Raw genomic sequence first — 22904 nt, forward strand, 5'->3', positions numbered from 1 at the left:
GGGTGAGGGTGGTGTACCGGAGGTCAGACCTGTTTTAGGATGCGGGCGGGGTTCCCGCCAACCACTACGTTGTCCGGCACATCCCGGATGACCACCGCGCCCGACGCAACCACCACATTGTTCCCGATCGTAACGCCGGGGTTGATAACCGCATGGCCGCCGATCCAGACATTGTTGCCAATCGTGACCGGCCGGGCAAATTCGCGCCCGGAGTTGCGGGCCTGCGGGTCGATCGGGTGGGTCGCGGTGTAGATGCCAACCTGCGGCGCGATCATGCAGTTGTCACCGATCGTGATGGGGGCGGCGTCGAGCATCACGCAGTCAAAGTTTGCGTAGAAGTTATCCCCCACCCGGATGTTGAAGCCGTAGTCGCATCGGAATCCCGGCTCGAGGTAGGGGTCTGCGCCTGCCGCCCCGAACAGTTCCCGGGTCAGCGCTTCGCGTTCCTCCCAGTGGCCCTCCTCCATCTGGTTGTATCGCCGGCAGAGCGCACGTGCACGCATTCGTGCGGCGAGCAGGACAGGGTCGCCAGGGGCATACAGTTCCCCGCGGATCATCTTTTCTTTTTCGGTCATGTGGAACACCTCGGTTTGTTTTTTTAAGGTTGTATAATCGACCCGCTTAAAAACAATCAGTTGTTTTTAAGCGGCAGGCAGAAGCCCGCCAGCACGCCGGACAGGCTCGGCCCGTGTATCGTCCTGGCCACAGCTATTATACCATATTCCGGCAGGAGACGCCATTGCTTTTGGTACAAAGATGCAGATTTGTTAGTTTGAGAACAGGAGTGTGTCAATATGGAGTTAGGCAATCGTACAAAAGAATTTGACGTTGTGGGGTTTGGAGAAATCATGCTGCGCCTTTCCCCAACCGGCTTGGAGCGGCTGTCCCAGTGTGAAACGCTCGAGAAGCGTCCGGGCGGCAGTGAGCTGAATGTGGTTTCGGGCATCTCGCTGCTTGGGCTGCGCACTGCGGTAATCACGAAGGTCCCGGACAACGATATGGGCAGATTCATCAAAAATAAGATCCGGTTTTATGGGGTCAGCGATGATTGCCTGATCTACGATCAATCAGATAAAAAACGCATCGGCATCTATTATTATGAAAGCGGAGCTTATCCGCGCAAGCCGGCGGTAATGTATGACCGCGCTTATTCGTCGATCAACAGCATCTCGGTTGACGAGATCAACCCCGCCATCTATCAGGATACCCGCGTGTTCCACACCAGCGGGATTTCGCTCGCGTTAAGCCGGAACTGCCGGACCGCCGCAGTCGAGATGATCAAACAGTTCAAGGCTGGAGGCGCGGCGATTTCGTTTGATGTCAACTACCGCGCCAATCTCTGGGACGAGGAGGAAGCGCGCAAAACGATCTATGAGATTTTGCCCTATGTGGATGTGCTGTTTGTCTCGGAGGAGACTTCCCGGAGGATGATGCAGCGCAGCGGCACCATGGAAGAGATCATGAGAGGCTACTGCAGCGAGTTTGGCTGCAAGGTGGTCGCCTGTACCCAGCGCAAGGTCAAAAGCCCCAGGTGCCATTCGTTCAACTCGACCATCTATCTGCACGAGGAGGACAGGCTCTACACTGGTGTGCCGTTCGAGGACATCGACGTAATCGACCGGATCGGTTCGGGCGACGCGTATGTCGCGGGAGCGCTGTTCGGAATGCTCAAATATGGGGATATACAGCAGGCGGTCGATTTTGGAAATGCAATGTCCGCGGTCAAAAATACGATCGTTGGGGACATGCCCGCCTCCGATTTTGAGGAAATCCAGCGGGTGATTACGATCAACAATTCCGGCAAGTCCGGGGATGAGCTGAACCGGTAAAGCCGGAGCCGGCGGGTATTCCGCCCGCCGGTTTTCCACTTATAAGCAGTACAGATTTAAATTGATAAAGTAAATTTTCCAAAACCCCTTGACAGTGGCACCAATCTTGCTATAATAGAGTCAAACCATTTGAAAAGATTCCAGGAGGAAGCCATGAACTGTCTGACCAGCAAACAGAACCGATTTAACAGCTTTTTTAGCTGGGGCTATTATTACGGCACCGGCTTTATTTGCTGTGACCATCGTTGTGTTTGTGAGCGGAGATAGTTCCCGGAGTGGCAGATTCAGGGACGATTCAAGAGAACTCATTGACGCAATGGGTTCTCTTTTTTGTTGTCCCACAGGATGCAAGCGAGCGGCCCGGCGCGTCCCAGATCAATTTTCAGGAGGATTTTAGCCATGATTGTTATTATGAAACGGGGAACCCCCCAGAAGGAAATCGACAAGCTTTCGGAAGCGCTGATTGCAAAAGGGGTGGAAGTCAATCCGGTGGTCGGAAAGGACCTGACGATTCTCGGCCTTGTCGGGGACACCAGCAGGATCGACGACAGCTGGATCGAGGCGAACCGGAACGTCATGCGGGTGATGCATGTTGCGGAGCCGTTCAAAAAGGCGAATAAAATGTTCCACCCAGAACCGACTACCATCCATGTGGGCGGTCAGGAAGTGGGCATGAACAGCCGCCTTGCGCTGATCGCGGGCCCCTGTTCGGTTGAGAGCGAGGAGCAGATCTGCGGAATTGCGGCCGAGGTCAAGGAGGCGGGCGCGAACTTCCTGCGGGGCGGAGCGTTCAAGCCGCGTACCAGCCCGTATGCGTTTCAGGGCCTGAAATACGACGGGCTGGAGCTGCTGATGGAGGCGCGGGAAAAGACCGGGCTTCCGATCGTGACCGAGATCATGGCGCCTCATGACATCGAAATTTTTGAGCGGGAAGTTGATGTGATTCAGGTGGGAGCGCGCAACATGCAGAATTTTGATCTGCTGCGCGAGCTTGGAAAAACCCGCAAGACAATTCTGCTCAAACGCGGCCTTTCCGCAACGATCGAAGAATGGCTGATGTCAGCTGAATACATCATGGCGGGCGGAAACGAAAGCATCATCCTCTGTGAACGCGGAATCCGCACCTTTGAGCAGTACACCCGCAATACCCTTGATCTTTCTGCGATCCCCGCGATCCGGAAACTCTCCCATCTGCCGGTAGTGGTGGACCCGAGCCATGCAACCGGGAAATGGTGGATGGTTGATCCGCTTGCCAAAGCAGCGGTCGCGGTCGGTGCGGACGGTCTGATCGTCGAGGTACACAACGACCCGGCAAATGCGCTTTGCGATGGTCCGCAGTCGATCAGACCGTCGGTCTACAGGCAGCTGATCGACGATATCCGGCCGATAGCGGCGGCTGTTGGGCGTGCCATGTAAGACCCGCTGCGCGCCGGCAAGGGATATTGCTTAGAACGGCGTTCCCGCCTTTCGGCGAATACCGAAGCGCACCAATCCCGATATTCAGGCAGGGCGGCAAAGCCCCATTTTTGTGAAAAATCTGACGCAATGTGCTTATGGGAAAGAGAGATGGTTCTATGGCAGATTTGAGTGATTACCGCAAGGAGATCGACGAGATTGACCACCAGCTGGTACCGCTTTTTGAGCAGCGGATGGAGGTCGTCCGGAAGGTTGCCGCATACAAAAAAGAGCACAATCTGCCGGTGCTCCATGCAGGCCGGGAGGAGGAGGTCCTCCGGAAAGCTGCGGACAGTTTGAAAAACCCTACCTATGTGCCGCAGATACGGCAGTTTATGAATCAGGTGATGGAATTGAGCCGCGCCAGCCAGCACCAGCAGATTGCGGACAGCCAGCCGCCTATCCAGGGGGAACAGCCACATCTGTTCGAGGGCAGACTCGGATATTTTGGGGTCGCGGGCTCGTTCACCGAGCAGGCCCTGCTCGACTTTTTTGGTGAGGGGCGTCAGGCTGCGTCCTATCCGGAGATCGAGGATGTGTTCGCCGCCCTTCATACTGGGGAGATTGATTTCGGGGTAGTGCCGATTGAAAATTCTTCCACAGGTTCGATCACCAAGGTCTATGACCTGCTGGGCAGTTATCGGTTTTATATTGTAGGGGAACAGAGCGTCAGAATCAGCCAGAATCTGGTCAGCGTAGCGGGTGCAACGCTGGACACCATCCGGACGATCTATTCCCACGCGCAGGGGATCGAGCAGAGCGGGAAATTTCTGGCACAGCATCGCAGCTGGCAGATGCTGCATTTTCATAACACCGCGATCAGTGCCAAGATGGTCGCGGACGAGGGAGACCCATCCAAGGCAGCGATCGCGAGCCGCAGGGCCGCTGAACTGTATGGTCTGACGGTGGTTGCGCCGGACATTCAGGACAACAGCCAGAACACGACCCGGTTTATCGTTGTGGCGCGGGAGATGTGTACGGCGGATGCAGATAAAGTGAGTATCTCGTTCCTGCTCGACCACGCTTCGGGCACCCTTTACAATGTGCTCCGGCATTTCTCCCAGCAACAGGTCAATATGGTAAAGATCGAGTCTCGGCCGATTCCGGATGTGCTTTGGAACTACCGGTTTTATCTGGACTTTGAGGGCGATCCGGCAGACGCGCGGGTCAAGGCGCTGTTAGAGTCGATCTCCAGAGAGAGCAAGGGGTTCCAGATGCTTGGCGCTTATCGGAGCAGCGGCTCCCGGCGGACCAATTGAGACAGCGTCCGTTTGGCTCCTGTGATCTTGATTCAAAAGCTTCGTCCACCTTTTCAAAGGTGTGGCGGGGTCGAGGGGCGGGGCCCCCGCTGCGGAAGCGCATTTTTGGAGTGGTTTGCAGTTTGAAGAACAGCAAGAGGGGGCTTTTTTTAAAAAGCCCCTCTTTATCAAGATTATGAAATGGATCAAACAGAAAACGGTTTATGTCCGCTCAAAAGACAGGTATCTGGTTCCCTGAAACGACAGGTTTCCATGGTCGCCCTCTGCAAGCATACCAAAGTCGGTGCCGCCCACAGAGAACTCCATCCGATCGCCGCTTTCAACCTGAAAGGTCACATAATACCAGGTGGCGGAGGTGGTATGGAACCCATGGGCGCCGCTGGCGTCCCCTGCGTTTGCGTGATGATGCGAGACCTCGGTTCTTTTGGTCACAACCACAGCCGGAACCGTCAGCCGCGGCGACTGGTTGTTCCGGTTCCAGGTGCGAAGGCCGCTGACCATCGTTGCAACAAAAACCCCGATCACCAAAAGAAACACAACCGGGACCAGGAGTTCCAGGATTCCAAATACAAAACCAAATCCCATCTCGTCACCTCCATCAATGAGTTCCCCCTGGGTCAGGGCTTCATAAACTCCCGGATCAGGGAGGTTTCGGGGATCAGCGCGGAGGAGATGCCGAAGAAGTGCTCCGCAGATTCCCGCAGACGCAGGACGATTTCCGCATAGTGAGAATCGGCCGGGGTGTTGTCCAGAGCGGTGAGGATGTCGTCGTGATAAAGGAACGGCTCATAGCTATGGGTGGAATCTATGTGGCAGTCGGCATACTTGCGGAACGGACGGATATAGAGCTTTTCCCCCATCATCACGTAATCCCACATCCGGAAGGTGCCTTCCGCGGAGGTGTTCCGGTAGGTGTAGTCGCGGAGTACCCGCCGGGTGAGGCGCAGGTCGCGTGCCGGGAAGAGCACCTGCCCATCGCTGTCCACAAAGTCGCTATGTACGCTGACATAAATCCGCAGGGTGGAAAAATCCGACACCGGCTGGGAGATCAGCGGGTTAAGCGCATGGATCCCTTCAAAGATCAGAATGGTGTCCTGATCAAAGGTAAGATCGACCGACTGTGCAGACCGCTCGTTGACCGAGAAATCGTAAAGCGGGAACTGGGAATGCCCGGTGGTGAGCAGTTCGGTGACCCGGTTTTCAAAATAAGGGATATCCAGGCCCTCAATGCTTTCGTAGTTCTGATAGCCGTCCTTCCAGCGGGGAAGCTCGGAGGCATGGCGGTAGAAGTTGTCGAGCGAGATGGTGCTGACCTTTTTGCCATGCTTTTGCAGGACGAGTGAAATTTTCTGAGCGGTCGTTGTTTTGCCCGAGGCAGAAGGCCCGGTCACCAGTACGATGCACTTTTTTTCCCGGATGATCCGGTCGCAGACCTCGTCAATCCGTTTCTGATAGCGGTCCTCGGCTTTCTGCACAATCTCCTGCGGGGATTGTGCCATATGGCCGTAAAAGCTGGAACAGTTGATCCTGTCGAGAAGGGGATTATAACGCATAAAAACCTCCTTGAAGATGGGATAGAATGCCCCGTTTTTGATAGCTGTATCGAATTGGCAGCGTTTTCTCTGCCGGATGAAAAAGCAAGGATGGAACTGCTTTGACTATACTATACCATGTTGCCTGCCGGATGGCAAGGGCAGACTGCACAAAACGTATGCGGCAGGGGTGTACAAACCGTACAGGTCTCCAAACTCTGCCAAAAGGCTTGCAATCTTCCGGAAAAAGGTTCAGAATAGAACCTTAAAGAGAGAAGGTGGAGTGCGTTTTGTTTACAAGGAAGGACCTGGTGCGGCTGATTGTTCCGCTGATTATCGAACAGGTGCTCGCGGCAACCATCGGCATTGCAGACACCCTGATGGTTGCGAGCGTGGGAGAGGTTGCGGTCTCGGGCGTTTCGCTGGTCGATTCGATCAATATTCTGCTGCTACAGGTGTTTGCCGCCCTTTCCACCGGCGGCGCGATTGTTGCCGCGCAGTACCTCGGGCGGGAGGATGCCGAAAACGCCAACCGCGCCGCAAGACAGCTGATGGTGGTCACCACACTGGTTGCGGCCGGGCTGGGGGCAGTCTGCCTGGCTGTGGGGCCGGCGATCCTGCATCTGCTGTTTGGGTCGGCAGAACAGGCGGTCATGCAGAGTGCACAGACCTACTTCTGGCTTTCCGCCCTCGGGTATCCGCTGATTGCTATTTATAATGTATCAGCGGCGCTCTTCCGGGTGCAGGGAAACTCCCGCATCTCCATGTTTGCCGCGCTGGTGATGAATGTGACCAACATCGGCTTCAACGCGCTTTTGATCTTTGTATTCCGGATGGGGGTAGCGGGTGCGGCACTGGGTTCGCTGATCGCGCGCATGTGCGGCACCGCACTGCTTCTCTTTTTCCTGCGGAATCCGCACAACCGCCTGCATCTGGATACCCTCCGGGGATTCCGGTTCGACCGGGAGATGATCCGAAATATTCTTCGGTTAGGCATCCCCAACGGACTGGAAAACGGTATCTTCCACATCGGGAAGATCATCGTTGCAGGGTTGATTGCCTCGTTCGGGACGGTGGCAATCGCGGCAAATGCGGTAAGCAACAGCATCCTTACCATGTCCCAGATGCCCGGTTCGGCGCTGGGGCTTGCGATGGTGACAGTCATCGGGCAATGCGTCGGTGCAAGGGACTATCCGCTGGCTAAAAAGTATATGTTCGGGCTGACAGGAGTGTCTTATGCGCTGATGGCTGCACTCAACCTTCTGATGATCTTTTTTCTGCCGCCGGTTATCGGCTGCTTCGGGCTTTCGGAAGAAACCGCCCGCGCGGCATGGGAGGTCTGTGTGGTCTGCTGTATCGGAAATGCCCTGATCTGGCCCGCCTCGTTTACCCTGCCAAATGGCCTGCGGGCCGCCAATGATGTGAAGGTTACGATGATCGTTTCGGTACTCAGCATGTGGATATTTCGGGTGGGATTCAGCTATATCCTTGGCGCGTGGCTGGGGATGGGGCTGCTTGGCACCTGGCTTGCCATGATTATCGACTGGGTTGCCCGCGCCGTCGTCTTTACTGTTCGTACGATGGGTGGAAAGTGGCAATACATAAAAGGTGTCTGAAGCGCAGGCTGGCGCTTATGCCAGCGGCAATGACGGACAGGGCAGTTTGGCTTCTGCTTTTCAAACAGCAGTTTGCTGTGAAATAATGGTTTACATGTCCATGAACGGATATAAATTTCCTTTTCTGTAAGAAACTATAAAATAAAAAATGGCCGCTCTTTTTTACCCTTCTGCCACATAAATTAACCTTAAATTCATTTTTTCACCCCCCTTTGCAGGCTTGTTTTTTTCACAAAGCTGTGTTATGATAGGGTTTGTTGAGGATTGAGAAACAGAAGACCCGCGCGGTTTCCAGACGGATTGCCGCGCGGGCGTTTATGCGAACCGGTTATTATCCCATTGCTCTAGGGCGTGGGATGGTGGGTTGGGGCTGCTGTGGAACGTTGGCCGGGGGCGTGTGCCTGTCATAGAAGGTGACGAACTTAATCGAGTAGAGGTCGCAGACGACATACCGGTCCTCCGCGCTCTGGTAGAGGGTAATAAAGTTGTTTCCCGCGTTGTAAAGGATCCCCTCCTTCTGCACCAGCCCGGAAGTGCCGATCAGGAACTCAACGACAACATAATAGCCAAGATTTTCGGTCAGCACCGAGACGAACGACGAGGCGTACACCTGCTCGGTATTCTGTGGGTCGAGCACCTCCTGTACGTCGGTAGCGGGGCTCATGGTTCTCCCCATTGCATCCATTGGCATTGCGATCATCCTTTCCGAAAGTTGTGGGGTGGGCATCCCCTAAGTCTGATAGTAGGCGTCGGTCGGGTTGTAGAAACAGTGGTCGCCGATGCGGTCGGCCAGAATCCCGACATCGCTCGGGAAGTATCTGCGGCAGGTGGGTGAAAACGGGTTGAAAAACCAGAGCGACTGTCCAAGGTTGATCAGCCGGTTCCCAGCGATTGCCCAGTCTGCAATCTCGTAGTGGATCGGCTCCGGACGCATGTTGTAGACATTCTGTGGATTATACCGCCCGCGCTCGGTCTCGGACATGCAGACAAACTGCCCGGTCTGGTAGAGGATTTTACGGATACTCCCTTGGCCGACCCGCGCATACTCTCCGCCCGGGGCATTCACCCGGTTCATGACCACGCTGGCTACCGCTTTCATACCGTTTTCGCCTTCCCCGCCGGCTTCGCACTGGATTAGCCTGGCAAACAGTTCCCTGTCGTCCAACGGCATGGATACCGCCTCCTTCCTTTTTAAACTGGCTGAATGATACAGTCTATGGAGGGGCCGCCTGTCCCTATGCCGGGATTTTCCCGGGCTTGCAGCGGGTAACGCGCAGAAGAAGCAGGTAGGCCAATCCGGAAACTGTCGCGGCGGTGATGGTCCGCAGCTGGGAGAGCGGGAGGGAAGCCGCTTCTACTGCAAGCCGCCCGAGAAGGACTGCGATTGCAATGCAGAGGACCGGACGGACCACCCGCTCGAAAAGGTCGAGACGGAACTGCGTCACCTTAACCAGCCGCCAGAGGCTGAGTGAAAAGTTGAATACCTCGCTGCCGCATATAATCAGGATATAGCCTTTGATGCCCAAAACGGGCAGCAGCAGCCAGACGGCTGCGAGGCTGAACAGTGCGTCGATTACGTTATAGCGCATGACGCTGAGCTGTTCGTCCAGCCCCTTGAGCATATTGTCCACTGCGGTATCCAGATACATTACCGGAATCACCGGCGCAAGCAGCCGGATATAGATTCCTACATCGGGGTTTTCCGAGATAGCTGCCCCGATCCCGCCCGAAAAGGCAAAGACAATCCCACAGATCCCGATCGAACATCCGAGTGTGAGAGCAAACATCCGGTCGATCATCCCCGCCACATCCTCTTTGAGGCTGTGCGACTGCGCGAGTTCGGGCACGATCAGGCAGTTGAACGCGTTCAGGAAGGCGTAGGGGAAGAGGATGACCGGAAGCGCGACCCCGTGAACCGCACCGAAAACAGCGACCGAATCGGCGGCGGCAAGCCCGCCCGCCTGAAGACGCACCGGTACAAGCAGATGCTTGACGGTGGCAAGCCCCGAACGCAGATAAGAACTGAAAGCGACCGGCAGAGCAATGCCGCAGAGCTTCCGGGTCAGGTGCGGGGAGCGGCTGCCATGGTAGCGCCGGCGGTCGATCAGATAGAGCGCCAGCTCGAACAGGCAGGAGCCCGCTTCAGCGAGCACGCCGGCCCCCGTGATGGCGAGACAGGCGTATTCCAGTCCTGGAGGGACCAGGCAGGCAAGCGCGAAAATGGTCAGGGCGATCTTGAGGAACTGTTCCAGTACCTGGGAGGCTACCGCCTTGACCACCCTGCGCACAGCGGTGAAATACCCGTTGAGGGCGCAGCAGACCGACAGGAATGGCATGCTGAAGGCCATCAGCCGGAGCGGACGGACCGTATCAGCGTTCTGGAGCCAGTGCAGGCCGATGTACGGCCCGCCGAACCAGAGTGCCAGCCCGGTGAGCCCGCCAAAAAGCAGGCTGAACCCGATGCACCGGCGCATGGCGCCGCGTACATTCCCTTGTTTCGATACCGTTTCTTCGGCGACCATCCGGGTGGCGGCAAGGTTGATCCCTGACGCCGCAAAGGTGGTTGCCATGGAATAGACTGACATCATCAGCTGGAATACCCCCATCCCGACGGCCCCGAGCCGGTTGGAGATGTAGAGGTTGAACCAGACGCCAATGCTGCTCATCGCGAGGGAGGTGACCGTCATAATGAGCGCATTCAGCAGAAATACCTGCGATTTTTTCATAGCTTCACCACACATTTGCTTTGATTCTCTGATCAGTTAAATATATGTGCCGGATCAGAAAAAAACACCGTTTCAAAGTGTCCGCGCAAAAAAACGTGGGGCATTAAATCACGATAAAGGATGGGAATTTTATGCAAAAGATCATGAAACGTATCGCCGCATTTATGCTGGCAGCCATGATGGTCGCTTCGATGAGCGCCTGTAACCGCCAGAGCGAGGAGGAGCCCGGCTCGAGCGCAAGCTCGGGGACCAGCTCGTCCGCTTCCTCTACCAAGTCGAGCAGCAAGGGCAAGGATGACTATAAGCCCACCGTCCCTGATGTTGCCGACAAGATGAAGGCCGCCAAGGAGAAGAACGCAGATGTGGTGGGCTGGCTCCAGATTCCGAACACCACGATCGACGAAGCGGTTGTCCAGACCACCGATAACGACTTCTATCTGCGCAAAGACGTTGAGAAAAACTATGCCTATGAGGGCTGCTACTATGTGGACTATGAGAGCGAGCTGAAGAACAACGGCAAGGACCTCCCGCAGAACACGATCATCTACGGGCATAACCTCGGCACCCCGATGGGCGTCAAGGACGATCCCGAGGGGGTTAAATTTGCACAGTTGCTCAAGTTCAATGAAGAGAAGTTCGCCAAAGAGAACCCGTACATCTATTTCACCACCGAGGGTGCACAGCATATCTTCGAGATTTTCGCGGTTGCCTACTGCGAGCCGACCACCAGCCCGGTTCCGTATCACATGGCTTCCTATGACGGGGATAAGTTCCTCCGTCTGGTGGATGATATGATGGACCGCTCGCTCTGGACCTATGAGGTACCCTTCTCTGAGGATGACAAGATCATCACCCTCTCGACCTGTACCTATAAATATGGCACCTACAACCAGAACCCGAACCAGCGTTTTGTCGTGTTCGGCAAGCTGGTCAAGGATGGCGAGTCGTTCCACAAGGAAGCCAACCTCAAGCCCAACGCGAAGATCAAAGAGCCGAACTTCGGCTGATTTCAAACGATGCGCCGCTGATGCAGATTTCTGCATCAGCGGCGTAGTTTTGCTGGGCCTGTAGGTTTTTCCTGTCCCCTTTTCCTCTGTTTCTCGGTTTGTATTGATGAAAACATTGTGCTATAATAGGCGCAGACCAGATGGTTTTGCTGCCACAACAGCGGGCTTATAGGTCGGGACGGTCTGCGGGCGGGTGCCCGTCCTTGTCCCGATGGCCCGTTCCGACACAAGTTGTGAACAGAGAGCGCGAAAACAGAACCGGAAAGGGGGCGATGCGGCGTGCTGGAGCTGTCCAGGATTGTGAAATCGTTTGGCAGCAGCAGAGTGCTTGATGGGGTCAACCTGAAAGTTGATGACGGGGAAGCGGTCTGTATCGCCGGGGCAAATGCGGCCGGGAAAACCACCCTGCTGACCATCGCGGCCGGGATGCAGAAGCCGGACAGCGGCTCGGTCGCGGCGGAAGGGAAACTGGGGTATGTGCCCCAGGAGCCAGCGCTGTTCGGGGAGATGACGGTCAGAGACCATCTCCGCCTGTGGTATGCGGCGAATAATCTGCCGGGAAAGCTGCTTTTTTCCGCATCCGCACCCGAGACGCTGCTCGGCCTGCACCTTCATGCGCGCAAAAGGGCGGACCGCCTCTCCGGCGGGGTCAGGAAGCGGCTTTCGATCGCCTGTGCGCTGGCGGGAGACCCTCCCGGGCTGCTGCTCGACGAGCCGTTCACCGCCCTTGATCTGCAAACCAAAACCGATATTCTCGCGCTGCTTTCCGATCTGAAACAGCGTAGAAAGGGGCTTTTGTTTACTTCTCACGACCCGTCTGCGGTCGCGGCAGCAGCCGACCGGGTGCTGTTGCTGCGGGATGGCGCTATTTCCGGGGAAATCCGGCTCGCGGGTGAGCAGGAAGACCGCATCGCACAGGTGATCGCGCTGCTTTCCCAGACGTAATCCGGGCTAGGCAATTGTGGCCGCAGCTTCTGCTGCGGTTCGCAGTGCGGCGCGGCACAGAGAAACTTCGGAGAGGGATCTGCGTTCGGGAAGCCCGGCTGGGCCGCTGCCAAGGGTTCTTGTCAAAAGATGTGGAGAAGGCCAGAAGGATAGATTAGGAGGAAAGAAAGATGGATATGGAAGAAAACAAGGGGATGCAGCAGCCGGAGCAGCTGTCTGAAAGCGGTGTTATGCAGTCGACTGCTGCGCCGCAGGAAAATATGCAGCAGTCGGCGGAGCCGTCCCAAACACCGGGGCAGCCGGAGAAAAAGAAGCCGGCCGTTCTGTTTGTCGTGGCAGGGCTGGTGCTCCTGCTGGTGGTGCTGGTGATCCTGTGGGTAAGCGGCATCTTCGGGAAGGACCCCAAAAAAGCGGTCAACGATGCGATAGAAGCCACACAAAAACAATCGGAGGATCGGATTGAGCGGATCAGCGCGGAGATCCCCGCTGCAAAATCCATGATAGATACCTCGGTGCAACCCGAGAAAAGTGATTTTGAGCTGGAGTTCCAGTCGCTCGAAGGGGGAGACACCTCGCTCCAGATCGTTTCAAAGCTGTTTGCAGGCTTTGGGTTAAAGGGTACGGTTGTGACCGATCCGGAGAATGGGGTCATGGAGCTGGACGGTTCGATCGCCATGAGCGGTTCTGAACTGCTGGGACTCTACTTTTTCCTGTCGCCTGAGACCTACGCGGGCGGCATCCCGACCTTTACCGATACAATGGTCTCGATTGATCCCCAGACATTTGCTGACGATATGCGTGCAAGCCGGTTTTATGACCCACAGACGATGCCGGACGAGCAGCTGGAGGAGCTTCAGGAGATGCTGACGGCACAGGCCGGGATGGTCCAGTCAGCGGGTGGCCTTGATATCAGGGCGATGCAGGAGGATATCCGGAAAATCCTCATGGACGCGCTGGAACATGCAACCTATCAAAAGGTCGGGAAAGAGGGCAAGGATACCGCCTATGAGGTGAAGATTCCGGGTGCGGATATCAAACAGGCACTGGTCGATCTGGTGCGGTATCTCTACATAGACTCGCCGATCGGTGAGCTCTATGACAATGCGTTCCCGGCTGAAATGTTCGACGGAAAACGCTACTCCGAGATGATCGAAGAGGATATGCTCCCCGAAATAGAGGAGAGTATGCCCGAGATGGATGCAACATTGGTTTTCCAGATCAACAGGACCATCCGCTCGGTCCAAGCGAGCTTCGTTCCGAATGATGGCGGAGAATCCGGCTTTGAAACCATTCTGGCGGACATCAGCTACAGTGAGGCCGGCGATACGTCAATGACCGTTGAGATGGGCTTCTCGGAGGAAGGCGTCAGGGAGGGTTCTCTCAGCGCCGAGATTTCCGATCGCTATGCGGACGGTGTCTACGAAATGTCCCTGACATTTGACCTGTCAGGCGAGGAAGCGGGGGAACCGGTCGCGATCCAGATAGACGAGCAGCTCACGATGGACAAAAACGGAAGATATGCGCTCGGTTTTGACATGGGCTTTGACGGGATGGGCCTTGACCAGATGGTACCCTCGATCGGCATTCAGCTGGATGGGACGGTCACAGCCGACGGGGAGAATACCATTTGGGAGTTCCCGGTTGTTTCAGGCAAGGTGGGCTATCTGGACGATTCCTACACACTGAACTTCACCTGCAAATCCACTTCCAGCCCGATCACGGTGCCGTATGAAGCGTCGAGGACGCTCACCCCGCTGTTCGAGATGGGGGAAAGCGATCTGGATGCTTGGGCCAGCGAATATGAGGCCGGTGCACAGGCCCTGTTCGGCAGTCTGTTCGGATATGCTATGGGGTCAGCAGTGCCGGAGGCAGGGCAGCCGGCAGCGTGACGAGAAGGAGAAACGATGCGGTTATTCACAACTTCTCTATGGGTTGCGTGCAGGCACAGCGGCAAAAAGCTGCTGTGCCTGCTTTGCATCCTTGCGGTCTGCGGCCTGCTGGGCTATGCGGCACTTGGCGCGCTGGATACCGAGCCTCCCGGGCCGGTACAGATCGCACTGGTGAACGAGGACAGCGATCCGCTTTCCCGGATGGCAGTGCGGATGGTGGTTGGGCAGGACCGGCTGGACTCGATGTTTGAGGTACACCCGGTTACCCGGGAAGAAGCCGATGCAGGCGGTTTTGGGGCGGTCATCACGATTCCGGACGGCTTCCTCGCCGGGGTGCTCAATGGGTCCAATCCCAGCCCGGTCGTCGAAGTCCATGCCGCCAACCCGCTGGAGGCGGTTTGGGTCCGTCAGATGGCGCGGACAGGGGCGGAATATCTGACATTGGCGCAGCTCTGCGTTTATACGGTGCAGGAGGGGGTCGGCTATGGCGAGGGGCTTGCTCCCGGCCAGTACACCCTCCTGCTCGCCGACGTGAACCTGGAAGCGATGCGCGCCATCCTTGAGCGGGATTCCCTGCTTGGAGAATCCCCGCTTTCGGCGACGGGCGGTCTTTCATTGCCCGCGTATTATCTGGCCGCGCTCTTTCCGGTTCTGGTTCTCTGCTATGCATTTTTCTATCAGCCCACAGTTGCGTCGCTCCGCTGTTTTTCCTCCCTCTGCGGGAGAAAGCTCGCTCTGTTCGGCGCGGCATGGCTGCATCTGTTCCTGCTGATGCTGTTCCCGACAGCACTGCTTTTCTGGCTGGGGGAACGCTCGGCGCAGATGGCTGCGGTCTGGCTGCTGTTGGGCGCCCTGCTCGGGACCGCAAGCCTGCTGCTGCTCCTGCTCTTCCGGAGGAGAACGGCTTCTGCCGTTGGATGCCTGTTGGTTTCGGCTGGGTTGGGGTTCTGTTCAGGCGGGTTCCTCCCGCTTGGGCTGATGCCCCCTGCTTTTTCCCGGATCGCCCCGTTTACTGTGACCGGACAGGCACGTGTTCTTGCATCAACCCTGCTTGGGGAGCCGGTCACAGGGACAGGGGTTTTACAGGCAGTGGGAATGACCGTCTGCTTTTTACTGTTCTGTGGATTTCTATGGCGAAGGGGGGAACGGTGATGCGGTATTTCTTTACCCTTTTGCGGCTCCGGATCAAGGCGGGGGCCGCCTCCAGGACCTTTCTGCTCACCGCCGTCTGTTTCCTTGCACTCTCAGCGGTGCTGTCCGCGGCTCTGCCAGATTCCAGCCGGATGAGTCTGGAGGTCGGCCTGGTGGCGGAAGGGGAACGGGCAGAACGGGTTACAGCCCGCCTCATGCAGAACGAGGACTATCGGTTTATCCGGTATCCCGGACAGGAAGCGGCAGAGCAGGCGGTTCTGGCCGGGAAGCTGCACTGCGGATATCTGCTGGGTGCGGAGGAACCGCCGATCATCGCGCTTTCGACCAGAAGCGCCTATATGCGCCCGCTGATCGATGAGATCGTGTTCGCAGCTTGGTTTGAAGAGGAGATGCCGGTGCTCGCAGCGGAACGTCTGACCCAAAACGGCTTTTCGGATGCACAGGCGCACGCCGATTTCGAACGTCTGCGGGAGGAAGCGGAACCGATGACCGTGGTTCTGCGGCAGTCGGGCGGGCGGGCGCTCGATACACTCGCGGAGAGCAGTGTCCAGCCGCTTCTGTATGCGGCGCTGGTTTCGGCATTCCTGGCAATCTCGCTCGCCGCCGGGCTGCTGGGGGAGAGCGGCCGGGACCGCGCGGTCAGACAGCTCGCGTCGGTGTCCGGGCATCCGCTGGCAACCGTTTTTGCCGGGACGCTTTCACAGGCCCTGCTGAACCTTCTCGTGCTTGTGGCGTCCGATCTGCTGCTTGGCGCCCTGCTCGATCATCCTGCCTATCCGCTGTATGCGCGTCTGGCCATGCTGGCGATACTGGCGGTGGCTTCCGCCCTGCTCACCGCCGTTGTTTCGCTGTCCGGCAGGCTCCGGGCAGTGGTTCCCGCGCTGTTGCCGCCCTTTCTGCTGGTGAGTATCCTCTGTTCGGGGGCGATTGTCCGGCCGGAGCTGCTGCCCGCCGGGTTGGGGGCTTTACGGTTCCTGTCGCCGGCATGGTATGCCCTGCGGCTTCTGTCGATCCTCTAAACTGGAAGGCCCGTCAGGAGATTGTAACCAAACCGCAAAGGTTTCCACACATTTGCAACACAAAATCCGCCCATACTGGAAAATGGCAACACAGGAAAGGTGGTTTTCGGATGGACAGTAAAATTTTGCTTGCAGAAGATGAGGCGAAAATTCGCCAGCTGGTTTCCAGCTATCTGGTGCGGGAAGGGTTCAAGGTGATCGAAGCGGCGGACGGGCAGCAGGCGGTCGACCGGTTTGAGGACAACGAGGATGTGGTCCTGGTGATGCTCGATGTGATGATGCCCCGCAAGGACGGGTTCGATGCCTGCCGGGAGATCCGGGAAAAATCCGATGTGCCGATCCTGATGCTGACCGCCCGGGACGCCGAACAGGACGAGGTGACCGGTTTCCGGATGGGGGCAGATGAGTACATCTCCAAGCCGTTCTCCCCGACCATCCTTGTGACCAGAGTGAAAAACCTGCTCAAACGCACAGCAGCCAACGACATGAGTGATGTGCAGGTAGGCGGGGTGAAAATCCTCTACCGGGAGCGGGCGGTGACAGTGGACGGCAGGCGGATCGTGACCACCCCCAAGGAGTTTGATCTCCTGTATTACCTGCTGAAAAACGTCAATATTGCCCTGACGCGCGACCAGATCATCTGCACAGTCTGGGAGATGGATTACAGCGGGGACGACCGGACGGTGGATACCCATATCAAATGCCTGCGCGCCAAATTGGGGCCCTACGCGAAATGTATTATCACCGTACGGAAGGTGGGATACAAATTTGAGTGGCTGGAGTAGCTGGGGAATCCGGCGAAAGCTGTTCACAGCGGTGTTGATGATCCTGATCTGCAATGCGGTGGTGCTCCTGTTCATGGGGTCTACCCTGTTCGAGGTTTTCTATATGAACAGCAAGGTTGCCAATCTGAAGGATGCAGCCAAGCGGATCAGGCAGGCATATGAGGGGAACAGCGAGACCTTTTACGATGAGATCAGCTCGATCGAAAATGAAAACGCGCTTGTGGCACTTTTTATGGTGGAGGAAGATGGAAAAATAGCGGAAATCTACCGCTCCCGCCCGCAGAAAATGGAGGAGCTGGAACATGAACTGGAGAAGTTTCCGCCTTTTTTAAAGGAGAAGCACCGGCATTATGAAGAGATGCAGGGACGGCTTCGGGCGCGCCTGCTTGAGACCGGTGAGGACAGTCTGATCGAACTGGGAAAGCCGGATGGGCGGGAGGAGCGGGAGGAGCCGTGGGACAACAGCATCAGCCTTTCCTGCAAGCTGGATGACGGGCTTTATCTTTACATCTACACCCCGCGCGATTATATCAGATCCACAGCCGAGCTGGCAGTGAAGTATACGGCGCTCCTTTCGATCGGGATTCTGCTGGCGGGGTCGGTGCTGATCTATCTGCTGGCGGCACGAATGACCCGTCCGCTCAACGAGATTCGTACGGTAGCGGGCAAGATCGCACAGATGGATTTTTCCCAGAAGTGCAGGGTACACGGCGGGGACGAGATCGCACAGATCGCCGGCAGCATCAACGATATGTCCGAACAGCTGGAAGCAGGGATCGAAAAACTGGTCGAAGCGAACGAGGTGTTGCAGAATGATCTGCTGCGCCAGCAGCAGACCGACCGGATGCGCCAGCAGTTTGTGGCGAGCGTTTCGCACGATTTCAAAACCCCGATCACCTTGATGGTCAGCTATGCAGAAGCGATGGAGAACGAGACGTCCGAAGCCGCACGCCGGGAATATTGCGAAACGATCATCAGCGAGGGAAACCGGCTTTCACATATGGTAGGGCGGATGCTCGACCTCTCCAAGCTCGAAAACGGGATTGACAAGGTGGAATGCTCGATCTTCTGCCTGAGCGAGGTGGTGGACGGGGCAATGAAAAACTACCGGCTTCCCACCAGCCGCCGCGGGATAGAGGTGCGGCGGGAGATCGAGGACGAGTTTATCGTGGAAGCGGACTACCATAAGATAGAACGGGTGGTCGCAAACCTGTTTGAAAACGCGGTGAAGTATGTGCCGGATGGTGGGGAGATCCGGGTGATAGTCCACAGAAACGGCGGATGCTGCCGGGTCGGGGTTGAAAATACGGGAGAACCGATCCGGGAGGAGGAGATCGAAAGCCTGTTTGACAGCTTTTATCGCGCGGACCAGTCCCGTTCCTGTACCGACGGCTATGGTCTGGGTCTGGCGATTGTCAAGGTGATTATGGAGGCGCACAACCAGCGTTATGGTGTGGAGAACACCGGGACTGGCGTGCGGTTCTGGTTTGAGCTGCCGCTCGTCGAGGTGGAGGACCCCGAGGAGGATGGCGAAGAGGATGACCAACATCCCTGAAGAGAATCTCGAGCAGATGCCTGTAAGTGTGCAGTGTACAGGAAGCATTTTGATGATAAAAGACCCCTGCGTGGAGGACAGAGTCTGTTCCGCCTTCCCGCAGGGGCATTTTTGCGTGGGAAATGCATTTTGCGCGGCCAGCCCGCCGGGAGGTTCCCGGGGGACCGAACCGGTCTGATACCGGGCAGGCATTCAGATGGCGGAGTGCCTTGGAAATCCGGCGGAAAATGTGATGGTACTATGTTGAAAATTCATAGTTCATTCATATTTTTCTGTCGGGCTTATCACATTGGGCGCATACCATTACCTTTGGAAAGGGGCTGTCCGCCGGTTGGGGAGGTCCCGCGTCACACAATACCCGTTCCACCGGAGAATGGAGACAACGATGGCAAGATTGAAAGACAAAGGCAGGATGGCTGCGGTCATCGCACTGGCGATGATCCTGCTGGTATCCACAATGGTATTCGCCGCCGGTCCCGGAGGCGGGATGGGCGGAGGCCGGGGTGGCCCGGGCAGCCCCGGGGGGATGCAGGGAGGCGGTGTCGAGATGAGCAAAAGCGTCATCAACGTCAGGCTCACCACCCCTGTGATCGGTTCCCTCTCCCGGGAAACCGAATTTATCGGGAAGATTGAGCCCTCCAAAACGGTCAATATTTACCCCGAAACTTCGGGGAAGGTGGTCCAGCTCTATGCGGAAGCGGGCGATTCGGTCAAGGCCGGGCAGCTGTTGCTTTCGCTTGACGACACCGACGCGCAGCTCTCCTATCAGATGGCGCAGACCAGCTATGAGAGGACCGCTGTCAGTGTTGATACCACGCTGGGCAGCAGCTATGAATCCAAGATCAATTCGGCGAAGAGCCAGCTCGACAACGCGCAGCAGGCATTGAGCAACGCGCGGCTCAAGCTCAAGGACTACAACGATGGCTATGACGATGACCTCGTGAATGCGGAAAAATCCCTCGAGCGTGCCCGCCAGAAGGTTTCGTCGCTCAATGCCAAGCTCGCGGATGCCAAGGCGAACAACGCCGACCGGGAGGAGATCAGCGACCTGAACAACCAGCTTTCGGAGGCAGAGAACGAGTACCGCGCGCTGAGCGTCGAGATCGGGGAGCTGGAGGACAGCGAGGACTCGGGCGCGCGTGACCTGCGCTCCGCCTACCGCAATGCACAGACCAGCTATGAATCGGCGCTCGCCAACTACGAGCTCGTGTTGGGAAATTCCTACACCGATGCACAGGCGGCGGCAGAGGTCGATCTGAAGTCTGCGGCGCTCTCGCTCCAGCAGAGTGCCAACACCCTCGACAAATATAAGGTTTATTCCCCGATTGATGGGGTGATCGAGTCGAGGTCGGCCGAGCTGTATGAGACGGTCGGTTCCCAAAGCCCGGTTTTTACCATCTCGAACAAGGAGAGCCTGTCGGTCACCTTCAATGCTTCGGCAGACGGCGCCGCAGCCCTTGCGGCGGGGGATGCTGTAACCGTCAACAAGGGCGGCAGGGATTACCCCGCGACTGTCACCGAGGTGGAGTCCAAAGCCTCCGATACGACTGGTCTGTTCCCGGTCAAGGCGACCCTTGACGAGACGGATGAGTCCCTGTTAACCGGTGTTTCGGTCAAGGTCACCGCTGCGACCGCCAAGGCGGAAAACGCTCTGCTGGTCGATATTGACAACGTTTACTATGATGCCGACGGTCAGCCGTACGTCTTTACCTATGCAGATGGAAAAGCCCACCGTACCGATTTTGTCGCGGGCATGTCGTCGAGCGAGCAGGTCGTTGCGGAGTCCGGGCTGACGCTGAACAGCCAGATCATCACCACCTGGCATCCCGACCTTGCGGATGGCGCAGAGGTCACGCTGATTGACGGGGAGGCAGCCCCGGCCAGTGCTCCGCCTGCCAAACCGGAGGAAAACCCTGCACAGCGGGACGAAGCGTCCGGGCAGGAGACTGACAGTCCGGAAGAGCAGGCGGATGAGCAGACTGCCGGCACACAGCCTGCCGTGGAACCTTCCTCTTCCGAGCCGGAACAGGCTCCCGCATCGGAACCGGAACAGGTCCCCGAACAGGTTTCCTCCGAACCGGAACCGGACAGCGAGCCGGCGGAAGCAGCCCCATCTGATGATTCCGAAGCCTCCTCCGCCGCCGCCCCGGAACCGAAGCGGGTCCAACGGATGCAGCCCAAAGATTGACGATTCGGAGGATTGATTGATGACACTTCCAAAACTTGCGGTCAAACGTCCGGTTTCGATGCTGATGTGTGTGCTGATGCTGCTGGTGTTTGGCATCTCCTCGATCTTTGATATGAAGATGGAGTCTACCCCCGAAATGTCGATGCCGGTGTTCATGGTCATGACCCGCTATGAGGGTGCAAGCCCCGAAGAGGTCGACACGATGATTACTGATGTGGTGGAATCGGCACTTTCGTCGGTAAGCGATGTGGAGAGTATGTCCTCCCGTTCGTCCGAAGGCTCGTCGATGACCACGCTCGAGTTCAACTATAATACCGACATGGACGAAAAGTACGATGAGATCAACGAGGCGCTCACCCGCCTGCGGCTGCCCGATTCGGCGGATGACCCAACGATCATGGAGATGAGCATGGACTCCTCTTCGATTATGGATCTGTCGATCCAGGCGGAGTCGGACGACAACATCTATTCCTATATCGAGTCGGCCGTAGTGCCCGAGATCGAGCGGATCTCCGGGGTCTCGTCGGTGGATATGCGGGGCGGCGCCCGTAAGTATGTCAAGGTGGAACTGAAAGAGGAGGAGATGGAACAGTATGGGCTGTCGATGAACGAGATTGTCAATGCGATCTCAACCGCCGATTTCACCATCACCGCAGGCGAGATCAACCGCGGCAATGTCACCCTTTCGCTACAGGGCGGGGTGAGTTACGACACCTACGACAGCCTTGCGACCATCCCAATTTCCCTGCGTTCGGGGGACATCATCCATATTTCGGATGTGGCCACTGTGGAGATGGCGGAGGAGGCCCGCTCCAACATCAGCCGCTACAACGGGATGGACAATATCAGTCTTTCGGTCTCCAAAAACCAGAGCGCGAATACAATAGAAATCTGCAACAAGATCACCGCTGTGGTCGATGAGCTGAACCGGCAGGGGCTGGGGCTCGCAATCAACATCACCAACAACTCGGGCGAGACGATCTATGAAAACATCATGAATGTCGTCTCCACGCTGATTCAGGGTCTTTCACTTGCCATGCTGGTGCTCTTCCTCTTCCTGGGGGACTGGCGTGCCGCGCTGATCGTCGCAACTTCGATGCCGCTTTCGGTTTTTGCGACACTGGTTATCATGTCAGCCACCGGTATGACCATGAACATCATGTCGCTGGGTGGACTGGTCGTCGGTATCGGCATGATGGTCGACAACTCGATTGTTGTGCTCGACAGCTGCTTCCGCTCCCAGAACGAGCTGCGCAGCTTTGCTGATGCAGCCATTGAGGGTGCGAACCTGGTCAACAGCTCGGTCATCGCCTCCACCTTGACCACCGTGGTCGTCTTTCTGCCGATCGCGCTGATGGATGGGATGTCCGGACAGCTTTTTAAAGAGGTTGGCTTCACGATCGTCTATTCTCTGACTGCCTCTCTGATCTCCGCGCTGACCATTGTACCGCTGCTCTTTGTGCAGTTCCGGCCGCGCGAAAAGGAGCGTTCCTGGGTCAACACCCAGCTGCACAGACTGGAGCGGGTTTATGCACGAGTGCTTGAACAGGCGCTCAGCCACAAGCTGGTGGTAATCGTGATTGCGGTGGTGCTGCTGGCAGGTACCGCAGTGATGTTCAGCCGGCTGGATATGGAGCTGATGCCGATGTCGGATGAAGGCTCTATCAGCATTTCGGTGACCACCAAGACCGGACTGAACTTGGACGAAACCGACCAGATTATGACCCGGATTGAGGAACTGGTGGCAGCACAGCCGGATGTGGAAAGTTATTCGATGCGCGGGGGCGGTGGCGGCTCCTCCAGTCTGACTGTCACCCTCAAGGACGACCGGTCGATCGGGACGGGCGAGTTTATTACCCTGATGCGGGAGCAGACCAAGGGGATCGACAATGCAAGTGTCGAGGTTTCGGAACGCAGCAGCATGTCGTTTGGCAGCCGCGGGGTCAC

19 protein-coding genes are annotated in these 22904 nt (G+C 57.0%); 13 read left to right on the forward strand and 6 right to left on the reverse strand.

Going from position 1 to position 22904, the window contains the following annotated elements; all coding sequences use genetic code 11:
• Window positions 1–23: 23 nt before the first annotated feature.
• On the reverse strand, window positions 24–575 hold the full coding sequence (locus C814_RS06580; RefSeq protein WP_016314841.1) for a sugar O-acetyltransferase: 552 nt from the start codon (window positions 573–575) through the stop codon (window positions 24–26).
• A 219-nt stretch (window positions 576–794) separates the two neighbouring features.
• Between C814_RS06580 and C814_RS06585 the strand changes: the two genes are divergently transcribed.
• The 3 genes from C814_RS06585 to pheA all read left to right on the forward strand — a co-directional run bounded on the left by C814_RS06585 (window position 795) and on the right by pheA (window position 4543).
• Window positions 795–1829: a sugar kinase gene (locus C814_RS06585; RefSeq protein ID WP_016314842.1), complete on the forward strand. Its 1035-nt coding sequence runs from the start codon at window positions 795–797 to the stop codon at window positions 1827–1829.
• A 399-nt stretch (window positions 1830–2228) separates the two neighbouring features.
• The gene (aroF, locus tag C814_RS06590; RefSeq protein WP_016314844.1) at window positions 2229–3245 is read left to right on the forward strand and encodes a 3-deoxy-7-phosphoheptulonate synthase; all 1017 of its coding nucleotides are present in this window, start codon (window positions 2229–2231) and stop codon (window positions 3243–3245) included.
• 158 nt (window positions 3246–3403) lie between these two features.
• The gene (gene pheA, locus C814_RS06595) at window positions 3404–4543 is read left to right on the forward strand and encodes a prephenate dehydratase (protein WP_016314845.1); all 1140 of its coding nucleotides are present in this window, start codon (window positions 3404–3406) and stop codon (window positions 4541–4543) included.
• Window positions 4544–4744: 201 nt separating this feature from the next.
• On the opposite strand, the gene C814_RS06600 is transcribed toward pheA, so the two are convergent.
• Window positions 4745–5128 (reverse strand): DUF2500 domain-containing protein, encoded by a 384-nt coding sequence (locus tag C814_RS06600; protein WP_016314846.1) that lies wholly within the window; start codon window positions 5126–5128, stop codon window positions 4745–4747.
• 32 nt (window positions 5129–5160) lie between these two features.
• Window positions 5161–6096, reverse strand: a complete 936-nt coding sequence (locus C814_RS0103610) for a uridine kinase family protein (protein WP_016314847.1) — start codon at window positions 6094–6096, stop codon at window positions 5161–5163.
• A gap of 269 nt (window positions 6097–6365) precedes the next feature.
• Between C814_RS0103610 and C814_RS06605 the strand changes: the two genes are divergently transcribed.
• Complete coding sequence (locus tag C814_RS06605; RefSeq protein ID WP_016314848.1) at window positions 6366–7691, forward strand: MATE family efflux transporter; 1326 nt, start codon at window positions 6366–6368, stop codon at window positions 7689–7691.
• A gap of 331 nt (window positions 7692–8022) precedes the next feature.
• Here C814_RS06605 and C814_RS06610 read toward each other — a convergent pair whose 3' ends face one another.
• The 3 genes from C814_RS06610 to C814_RS06620 all read right to left on the reverse strand — a co-directional run bounded on the left by C814_RS06610 (window position 8023) and on the right by C814_RS06620 (window position 10417).
• Window positions 8023–8382 (reverse strand): hypothetical protein, encoded by a 360-nt coding sequence (locus C814_RS06610; protein WP_016314849.1) that lies wholly within the window; start codon window positions 8380–8382, stop codon window positions 8023–8025.
• 39 nt (window positions 8383–8421) lie between these two features.
• Window positions 8422–8862 carry a cell wall hydrolase gene (locus C814_RS06615; protein WP_016314850.1) on the reverse strand — a complete coding sequence of 147 codons (441 nt, stop codon included), beginning with the start codon at window positions 8860–8862 and terminating at the stop codon, window positions 8422–8424.
• Window positions 8863–8926: 64 nt separating this feature from the next.
• Complete coding sequence (locus C814_RS06620; protein ID WP_196809892.1) at window positions 8927–10417, reverse strand: oligosaccharide flippase family protein; 1491 nt, start codon at window positions 10415–10417, stop codon at window positions 8927–8929.
• A 131-nt stretch (window positions 10418–10548) separates the two neighbouring features.
• On the opposite strand from C814_RS06620, the gene C814_RS06625 reads away from it, so the two are divergent.
• From C814_RS06625 to C814_RS06675, 9 genes are all read left to right on the forward strand, one after another.
• Window positions 10549–11424, forward strand: coding sequence for a class B sortase (locus tag C814_RS06625; protein ID WP_016314852.1), 876 nt, complete (start codon window positions 10549–10551; stop codon window positions 11422–11424).
• Window positions 11425–11703: 279 nt separating this feature from the next.
• Window positions 11704–12369, forward strand: a complete 666-nt coding sequence (locus tag C814_RS06630) for an ATP-binding cassette domain-containing protein (RefSeq protein ID WP_016314853.1) — start codon at window positions 11704–11706, stop codon at window positions 12367–12369.
• A gap of 170 nt (window positions 12370–12539) precedes the next feature.
• Window positions 12540–14258 carry a hypothetical protein gene (locus tag C814_RS06635; RefSeq protein ID WP_016314854.1) on the forward strand — a complete coding sequence of 573 codons (1719 nt, stop codon included), beginning with the start codon at window positions 12540–12542 and terminating at the stop codon, window positions 14256–14258.
• A gap of 15 nt (window positions 14259–14273) precedes the next feature.
• On the forward strand, window positions 14274–15410 hold the full coding sequence (locus C814_RS06640) for an ABC transporter permease (RefSeq protein ID WP_016314855.1): 1137 nt from the start codon (window positions 14274–14276) through the stop codon (window positions 15408–15410).
• Window positions 15410–16429 carry an ABC transporter permease gene (locus C814_RS06645; protein ID WP_016314856.1) on the forward strand — a complete coding sequence of 340 codons (1020 nt, stop codon included), beginning with the start codon at window positions 15410–15412 and terminating at the stop codon, window positions 16427–16429. Before C814_RS06640 ends, C814_RS06645 begins: the two co-directional genes overlap by 1 nt.
• Before the next feature lie 110 nt (window positions 16430–16539).
• Window positions 16540–17214 carry a response regulator transcription factor gene (locus tag C814_RS06650; protein WP_016314857.1) on the forward strand — a complete coding sequence of 225 codons (675 nt, stop codon included), beginning with the start codon at window positions 16540–16542 and terminating at the stop codon, window positions 17212–17214.
• The gene (locus C814_RS06655; protein ID WP_016314858.1) at window positions 17198–18769 is read left to right on the forward strand and encodes a sensor histidine kinase; all 1572 of its coding nucleotides are present in this window, start codon (window positions 17198–17200) and stop codon (window positions 18767–18769) included. Before C814_RS06650 ends, C814_RS06655 begins: the two co-directional genes overlap by 17 nt.
• A gap of 385 nt (window positions 18770–19154) precedes the next feature.
• Complete coding sequence (locus C814_RS06670) at window positions 19155–20957, forward strand: efflux RND transporter periplasmic adaptor subunit (RefSeq protein WP_016314860.1); 1803 nt, start codon at window positions 19155–19157, stop codon at window positions 20955–20957.
• A 19-nt stretch (window positions 20958–20976) separates the two neighbouring features.
• Window positions 20977–22904 (forward strand): efflux RND transporter permease subunit (locus C814_RS06675; RefSeq protein ID WP_016314861.1); only part of this gene is annotated, 1928 nt, incomplete at its 3' end.

Source organism: Anaerotruncus sp. G3(2012) (genome assembly GCF_000403395.2).
Lineage (GTDB): Bacteria > Bacillota > Clostridia > Oscillospirales > Ruminococcaceae > Anaerotruncus.

Bases quoted from the DNA above. Each gene is read 5' to 3' on its own strand.
- C814_RS06625 (WP_016314852.1), top strand. From the start codon at position 10,549: ATGCAAAAGATCATGAAACGTATCGCCGCATTTATGCTGGCAGCCATG.
- C814_RS06600 (WP_016314846.1), bottom strand. From the start codon at position 5,128: ATGGGATTTGGTTTTGTATTTGGAATCCTGGAACTCCTGGTCCCGGTT.
- C814_RS06615 (WP_016314850.1), bottom strand. From the start codon at position 8,862: ATGCCGTTGGACGACAGGGAACTGTTTGCCAGGCTAATCCAGTGCGAA.
- C814_RS06585 (WP_016314842.1), top strand. From the start codon at position 795: ATGGAGTTAGGCAATCGTACAAAAGAATTTGACGTTGTGGGGTTTGGA.
- C814_RS06635 (WP_016314854.1), top strand. From the start codon at position 12,540: ATGGATATGGAAGAAAACAAGGGGATGCAGCAGCCGGAGCAGCTGTCT.
- C814_RS06645 (WP_016314856.1), top strand. From the start codon at position 15,410: ATGCGGTATTTCTTTACCCTTTTGCGGCTCCGGATCAAGGCGGGGGCC.
- C814_RS0103610 (WP_016314847.1), bottom strand. From the start codon at position 6,096: ATGCGTTATAATCCCCTTCTCGACAGGATCAACTGTTCCAGCTTTTAC.
- C814_RS06650 (WP_016314857.1), top strand. From the start codon at position 16,540: ATGGACAGTAAAATTTTGCTTGCAGAAGATGAGGCGAAAATTCGCCAG.
- C814_RS06580 (WP_016314841.1), bottom strand. From the start codon at position 575: ATGACCGAAAAAGAAAAGATGATCCGCGGGGAACTGTATGCCCCTGGC.
- pheA (WP_016314845.1), top strand. From the start codon at position 3,404: ATGGCAGATTTGAGTGATTACCGCAAGGAGATCGACGAGATTGACCAC.
- C814_RS06620 (WP_196809892.1), bottom strand. From the start codon at position 10,417: ATGAAAAAATCGCAGGTATTTCTGCTGAATGCGCTCATTATGACGGTC.
- C814_RS06670 (WP_016314860.1), top strand. From the start codon at position 19,155: ATGGCAAGATTGAAAGACAAAGGCAGGATGGCTGCGGTCATCGCACTG.
- aroF (WP_016314844.1), top strand. From the start codon at position 2,229: ATGATTGTTATTATGAAACGGGGAACCCCCCAGAAGGAAATCGACAAG.
- C814_RS06610 (WP_016314849.1), bottom strand. From the start codon at position 8,382: ATGCCAATGGATGCAATGGGGAGAACCATGAGCCCCGCTACCGACGTA.
- C814_RS06640 (WP_016314855.1), top strand. From the start codon at position 14,274: ATGCGGTTATTCACAACTTCTCTATGGGTTGCGTGCAGGCACAGCGGC.